This is a genomic window from Acinetobacter johnsonii CIP 64.6, assembly GCF_000368045.1.
GTDB classification, from domain to species: Bacteria; Pseudomonadota; Gammaproteobacteria; order Pseudomonadales; family Moraxellaceae; genus Acinetobacter; species Acinetobacter johnsonii.
The window spans coordinates 192,999-199,123 of sequence record NZ_KB849230.1 but is presented as its reverse complement, the minus strand read 5'-3'; the positions used below and the strand labels follow the sequence as shown (position 1 = coordinate 199,123).

The 6,125-nt window shown below is 41.6% G+C and carries 6 protein-coding genes and 3 pseudogenes; 5 read left to right on the top strand and 4 right to left on the bottom strand.

Annotated features, from left to right (window positions below):
- From F986_RS18170 to F986_RS02055, 4 genes and pseudogenes are all read right to left on the bottom strand, one after another.
- Positions 1–269: pseudogene (locus tag F986_RS18170) on the bottom strand (IS66 family transposase); the annotation flags it as partial.
- Positions 270–343: 74 nt separating this feature from the next.
- On the bottom strand, positions 344–679 hold the full coding sequence (gene tnpB, locus F986_RS18165) for an IS66 family insertion sequence element accessory protein TnpB (protein WP_004691519.1): 336 nt from the start codon (positions 677–679) through the stop codon (positions 344–346).
- Positions 676–1,059, bottom strand: a complete 384-nt coding sequence (gene tnpA, locus F986_RS02060; protein WP_004691518.1) for an IS66-like element accessory protein TnpA — start codon at positions 1,057–1,059, stop codon at positions 676–678. The genes tnpB and tnpA overlap by 4 nt, the downstream gene beginning before the upstream one ends.
- Positions 1,060–1,275: 216 nt before the next feature.
- Positions 1,276–1,437: pseudogene (locus F986_RS02055) on the bottom strand (transposase); the annotation flags it as partial.
- Positions 1,438–1,457: 20 nt separating this feature from the next.
- Between F986_RS02055 and F986_RS02050 the strand changes: the two are divergent.
- From F986_RS02050 to ftsL, 5 genes and pseudogenes are all read left to right on the top strand, one after another.
- Positions 1,458–2,516 carry an RNA-guided endonuclease InsQ/TnpB family protein gene (locus F986_RS02050; protein WP_005401363.1) on the top strand — a complete coding sequence of 353 codons (1,059 nt, stop codon included), beginning with the start codon at positions 1,458–1,460 and terminating at the stop codon, positions 2,514–2,516.
- A gap of 2 nt (positions 2,517–2,518) precedes the next feature.
- Positions 2,519–3,409: pseudogene (locus F986_RS02045) on the top strand (sulfate ABC transporter substrate-binding protein).
- Positions 3,410–3,661: 252 nt separating this feature from the next.
- On the top strand, positions 3,662–4,681 hold the full coding sequence (locus F986_RS02040) for a sulfate ABC transporter substrate-binding protein (RefSeq protein ID WP_004691510.1): 1,020 nt from the start codon (positions 3,662–3,664) through the stop codon (positions 4,679–4,681).
- Between the two features lie 187 nt (positions 4,682–4,868).
- Entirely contained in the window at positions 4,869–5,792 is a 924-nt protein-coding gene (gene rsmH, locus F986_RS02035; protein ID WP_004691508.1) for a 16S rRNA (cytosine(1402)-N(4))-methyltransferase RsmH, read from the top strand.
- A complete protein-coding gene (ftsL, locus tag F986_RS02030; protein ID WP_004691506.1) occupies positions 5,792–6,124 on the top strand; it encodes a cell division protein FtsL in 333 nt (110 codons plus the stop codon). The genes rsmH and ftsL overlap by 1 nt, the downstream gene beginning before the upstream one ends.
- Position 6,125: the final 1 nt, after the last annotated feature.

Genomic DNA, 6,125 nt, shown 5'->3' with positions numbered 1-6,125 from the left:
AGATGTTCGTTTTTACTGCCGAATTTGTGCTGTTTAAATAGTGCGAGTTCATGCTCGTATTTTTGATTGAGAATAGAAAGATGTTGAACTTGAGCATCTAATTGCTGATTGGATACTTCAAGATGCTGAACTTTGGTATCTAATTGTTGGTTTGATTTTTCTAATTCTTGATTTGATTGTGCCAGAGACTGATGCTGCATCGCCAACTGCCGGGTAAATTCCAGCAGTTGTTCATGGGTCAGTTGGCTTAAATCAGGCAGCATTTTCATGACCGCAGTATGCCTGAGGTCATGACGCAGAGGAAATAGAACGTTTGGAGAATAGCAGAATGGACCAGCCTAGTTTAGAGCATCGTCACCACCTGCTGTCGTCCAATGCGCTGCCAAGGTAAACCCTGGATCAGTGCCTGTAACTGTTCCGGACTGATCGCCATGCTTTCACCCTGGTGAACCTGCGCCCAGTGGAATTTTCCCTGTTCCAGCCGCCGGGCACACAGCCAGATGCCCAGTCCATCATGTACCAGCACTTTCATGCGATGGCCACGTTTATTACAGAACAGGTAAGCACAATGCGGTTTAATGTAGCCAAAGGCTCTCACCACCTGAGCCATGATAGTATCCATCCCTGCTCGCATATCCAGAGGTTGGGTAGAAAGCCAGATTTCATCAATGCGGATCATGTTGCAAGTGCCTTGAGTAATTCTGCTAAAGCAGATATTTCTGATACTTGCCATTTCAAGCCAATTTCTGCTTTTGAGTGGGGTAAAGTAATTTGAACCGTTAACATGTCAGTAGGAGTAGGATCTAATGGTGCAGAGCAAGATAAGGCAATAAATGCAGGTTTATTCGGTAGTGGTGAGCGATCATTCCCTGGCTTAGCATCAATTAAGCGAATCCATTTGGATACAAGATTTGTATTCAATCCATGTTGCAAAGCGACCGAAGCAATTGAAACGTCCGGTGCTTTACAAGCCTGAACGATCTGCTGTTTAAATTCAGCACTGTATGTTCTTCGTTTTTTCGCAAGAGATGCGATGGATGTCTGGTGATTTGTAGTCATAAATTTTAGTCCCCACTTGTTTTTAAGTGGGGACTAAATTAAGGCTTATAGGATGAATTCATAAGGTGTGTTCAGCGGACGCTTACGTTCGACGGGCTTTTTTAGGGTTGGTGTGCTGTCTATAACTGTCTTTAAATCCATAAATAGGTGTCCACTTAAATTTTAGTGGACACTATCGCGGTATTAATGAGTTAGAAAAAGTGGGTTCAGCGGACGCTTACCTTCAAAGTCTAAACAAACACGCTCAAACACTTCACGCATTGTTTCAAGCATTGCTTTGGTAAAAACATCTCTACAATATTTAGCGACAAAGACTAAATGAACGTGCATATTAAAAACACAATGACGACCTGTTCTAATCTCTTGACTATTGCTCATAGACCAAATATATTTTAGTAATGAAAACACTTAAATTACGAATAAAAGACAAACATTGCAAGATGCTAGACCAACTAGCAGTAGAGGTGAACTTTGTTTGGAATTATGTCAATGATTTGTGTTTCAAGCACCTACAACGTAAACAACAATTCTTTTCAGCATACGATATTGCTCAATACACGAAAGGCACATCAAAAGAATGTAACTTACATAGCCAAACCATACAGGCAATTGCAGAAGAATTAGTTACACGAAGAAAGCAGTTTAAAAAAGCCAAGCTAAAATGGCGTGTCAGTAACAACAAATCTGCAAGACGCTCATTAGGCTGGATACCTTTTAAGAAAGTAGCCATTAAATACGCCGATGGCTATGTGCAATATGGCAAGCACCAATTCAAACTATGGGACAGCTACGGACTAAGCAAATACAACGTCAAAACAGGCTCATTTGTAGAAGACAGTCGTGGACGTTGGTATGTTTGCCTTGTGGTTGATGATATTCAACAAGTTAAAGCTATAGCTAAAGGCTCAATTGGCATAGACTTGGGTTTGAAAGATTTAGCCACTTGTTCAGATGGTGTGAAACTCGAAGCTCCTAAAATCTATCGCCAATATGAGGAAAAACTTGGCATTGCTCAAAGAGCAAAAAATAAGAAACGTGTCAAAGCGATTCACGCCAAGATTAAAAATATACGCCAAAATATGTTGCATCAATTCAGCCATAAACTGGTGAATGCACATGCAGCAATCTTTGTTGGCAATGTGAATGCTAAAGCATTAGCACAAACTAGATTAGCGAAGTCAGTGTTAGATGCCAGTTGGACAACACTAAGAACCATGCTCAAGTATAAATGCGAGAACGCAGGAGTATGGTATGGAGAAGTCAACGAAGCCTATACGACCCAAACATGTTCGTGCTGTGGCTCACGCTCTAGCAGTCCGAAAGGTAGAGCAGGTCTTGGAATAAGAGAATGGCAGTGTATGGAGTGCGGTACGCTCCATGATCGGGATATAAATTCCGCACTGAATATTCTTGCGCTCGGACATGAGCGTCTCGGAGGAGGAATCCCCGTTCTTTAGGTCTGGGAGGATGTCAACAAGAATATAACCAAGCCTTTGGACAGTATTGGAAAAGCAAAGCTGGGCAGGAGGTCAACTTTAAACAGTCTCATGGTGGATCGGGCAAGCAAGCACGTGCCGTTGCAACGGATCTCCAAGCAGATGTGGTGGCCTTGGCCAATGATATTGATGAAATTGTGAATACTGGACAAATTGATAAAAACTGGCAAAAAGAATTTCTAAATAATTCTGCACCTTATACTTCAACCATTGTTTTTTTAGTGCGTAAAGGTAATCCAAACAAATTAAAGACTGGAATGATTTAACCAAGCTGGGGGTGAGATCATTACCTCAAATCCAAAAACAAGCGGTGCGCCGCGTTGGATCTATTTATCTGCTTGGGGGTATGCGTTAAAACAACCTGGAGGTAATGATGCTAAAGCCAAAGAATTGGTGAAAAACTGTATCAAAATGTCAAAGTTCTTGATTCAGGCGCGCGAGGTTCATTGACCACGTTTGCTGAACGGGGCATAGGTGATGTGTTGTTGTCTTGGGAAAATGAAGCTTTACTGGCAACTCAAGGCCTAGGTAAAGACAAATACGATATTGTTTATCCGTCTATTTCGATTTTAGCGGAGCCGTCAGTTGCGATTGTAGACAAAACCGTGGACAAAAATGGCAATCGAAATTTGGCCAAGGGCTATTTAAACTATCTGTATTCGCCAAAAGGGCAGGAGTTGGCGGCGAAGCATTTCTTCCGTCCACGAAATAAACAAGTGGCGAACAAATACCTTGCGCAATTTCCAAAGCAAAAAACCTTTAATATTAATGATGTCTTTGGAGGGTGGACCAAAGCGCAGAAAACTCACTTTGTAAATGGTGCGATCTTTGATCAAATTTATACTGAAAAATAAACGTGCTATGGTTTGACGCGATCACGTTCGAACATAAAAGTGGATATACACATATCCACTTTTATTATATTTTAAGCATAAAAATGTATATAATAAGAATAAGTAAAGTGTTTGCTATTATTTTAAATAAAAACAATTCATTAAGTCTTAGTGATGTAAAAATAATGTGTATTTAAAAAACAAAAGCGAATTGCGATTTATGATTTTGTTTCATATATTTAGCATAATTCTTGATATTTAATTTAATACGCTATGAAAACGCATTTGAAATCTCTCTGGGCTGCTGCCGTAGTGGCAACAGGTCTGACATTCAGTATGACATCAGCTCAAGCAGCTGACCGTACTATGCTCAATGTCTCCTATGATGCAACACGTGAATTTTACGATGAGTTCAATAAATCCTTTGGTGCTTATTGGCAAAGTCGTACTGGACAAACGGTCGATTTTAAACAGTCACACGGGGGTTCAGGTAAACAAGCCCGTTCGGTCGTGGATGGTCTAAAAGGGGATGTGGTGACCTTGGCCTTAGCCAATGACATTGAAGAAATTGTTAAATCAGGTCAAATCCAGCCGGGTTGGCAAAAAGAGTTCCCAAATAACTCTGCGCCTTATACATCGACCATTGTGTTCATGGTACGTAAAGGCAACCCGAAAAAAATTAAGGATTGGTCTGATTTAACCAAACCAGGTGTACAAATTATTACGCCTAATCCTAAAACAGGCGGTCTACCACGTTGGGTGTATCTGTCTGCTTGGGGTTATGCACTGAAACAACCCGGTGGCAATGAGGTCAAAGCCAAAGAGTTCGTGGGTAAAATGTACCATAACGTGAAAGTCATGGACTCTGCGGCACGGGCGTCTATGACCACCTTTGCAGAACGTCGCATTGGTGATGTGTTATTGACTTGGGAAAATGAAGCCTTAGTGACACAAAAAACTTTAGGTAAAAATCAGTTCGATATTGTTTATCCATCGATCTCGATTTTAACCGAGCCTTCGGTGGCAATCGTTGATAAGACCGTGGCGAAAAATGGCAACAAGTGGTTAGCACAGGGTTATATCAACTATTTATATTCACCACTGGGTCAGGAAATGGCGGCGAAACACTTCTATCGTCCGCGTAATGCTGCAATTCTAGAAAAATATAAAGCGCAATTTCCACCGTTAAAAACCTTCACCATTGATGAAGTGTTTGGTGGTTGGGCCAATGCTCAAAAGACCCACTTTGTGAATGGGGCGACTTTCGACCAAATCTATAATAGCCGTAAATAATCCAGTTAATTATTTCAGCTGCTGCTTACAAAGCCTCCCTTGGGAGGCTTTTTTGATAATGAATGCCGTTTAAAAACGGTTTTGTCTATGAAAAGTAATATTTCCCTACAAAAAGTCGTTTGGAGCTTTGTTAAAACAAGGTAATAATGTGCAGTTACATTTTTCCTTCCGATCATATTGAGTCTTTATGTCGCATATTTCTGTATTACTTCACGAAACTGTTGATGCTTTGGTAGCAGATCGCAATACAGGGATTTTCATTGACGGGACGTTTGGTCGTGGCGGACATACGCGTTTGCTGTTGTCTAAGCTGGATGAAAATGCACGTGTCTATGGTTTTGATAAAGACCCGCAAGCACTCGAAACAGCCGCGATTTTAGAACAAGAAGATCCACGTTTTAAAATTATCCATGCCAGCTTTGCTGACCTTAAGCATGAGTTAGAGGTACGCGGCATTGGCTTGGTCGATGGGGTTATGGCCGATTTGGGCGTGTCTTCACCGCAGCTTGATCAGGCAGAACGTGGCTTTAGTTTTATGAAAGATGGACCACTGGATATGCGTATGGACAATTCAAAAGGTCCAACCGCAGCGCAGTGGTTGGTCAATATTGAGGAAGAGGCGTTAGCCAATATTATTTTCCAATACGGTGAAGAGCGTTATAGCCGTCGTATTGCCAAAGCCATTAAAGCGGCCGGGTTGATTGAAACCACAGCGCAGTTGGCTGAAATTGTGAAAGTAGCGCACCCGAAATGGGAAAAAAATAAACATGCCGCAACACGAACTTTCCAAGCAATTCGTATTGCCATTAATAAAGAATTAGAAGATATTGAAGTTTTCCTACCGCAAGCGGTAGACGTATTAAAACCGAATGGTCGCTTGGCTGTGATTAGCTTCCATTCCTTAGAAGATCGATTAATTAAACAATTTATTCAAAAAGAGTCGACACTTGAGGAAGACATGGGTTGGGGTATGCCACAACAACGATCAGATACGCGTCGTTTAAAGAAAGTATCACGTGTGAAAGCAAGTGATGCCGAGGTTAAAGCCAATCCACGTTCACGTAGTGCATGGCTTAGAGTTGCAGAGCGCTTAGCACTTAAAGGCGAATAATGAAAACTGAAGTCGTTGAAAAAATTCCAACAAAGTTAAAGTTTAAGAAGCTGATTGCCTATGTCATTTTATTGGTGCTGGTGTTTATCAGTGCCATGATGGTGGTGTTCCAAGTGTTTGAATACCGTCATGACTATCGCGAAATGAGCTCTTTTATGCGCGAGCGTGATGACTTAAATGCAGAGTGGGGCCGTTTGCTGATTGAACAGCAAACTTTTGGCGCAACTGCACAAATTGGAACGCGCGCAGTGACGCAACTGCGGATGTATTCACCACCTGCGGCGCAAACCGTAGTGATTTCTTTACCCACGACTTCAGAAGACAAAAAATAAG

What these genes read in the sequence shown, in the direction of transcription:
- rsmH (WP_004691508.1), top strand. Translation starts at nt 4,869, where the DNA reads ATGTCGCATATTTCTGTATTACTTCACGAAACTGTTGATGCTTTGGTA.
- F986_RS02040 (WP_004691510.1), top strand. Translation starts at nt 3,662, where the DNA reads ATGAAAACGCATTTGAAATCTCTCTGGGCTGCTGCCGTAGTGGCAACA.
- F986_RS02050 (WP_005401363.1), top strand. Translation starts at nt 1,458, where the DNA reads ATGAAAACACTTAAATTACGAATAAAAGACAAACATTGCAAGATGCTA.
- tnpB (WP_004691519.1), bottom strand. Translation starts at nt 679, where the DNA reads ATGATCCGCATTGATGAAATCTGGCTTTCTACCCAACCTCTGGATATG.
- ftsL (WP_004691506.1), top strand. Translation starts at nt 5,792, where the DNA reads ATGAAAACTGAAGTCGTTGAAAAAATTCCAACAAAGTTAAAGTTTAAG.
- tnpA (WP_004691518.1), bottom strand. Translation starts at nt 1,059, where the DNA reads ATGACTACAAATCACCAGACATCCATCGCATCTCTTGCGAAAAAACGA.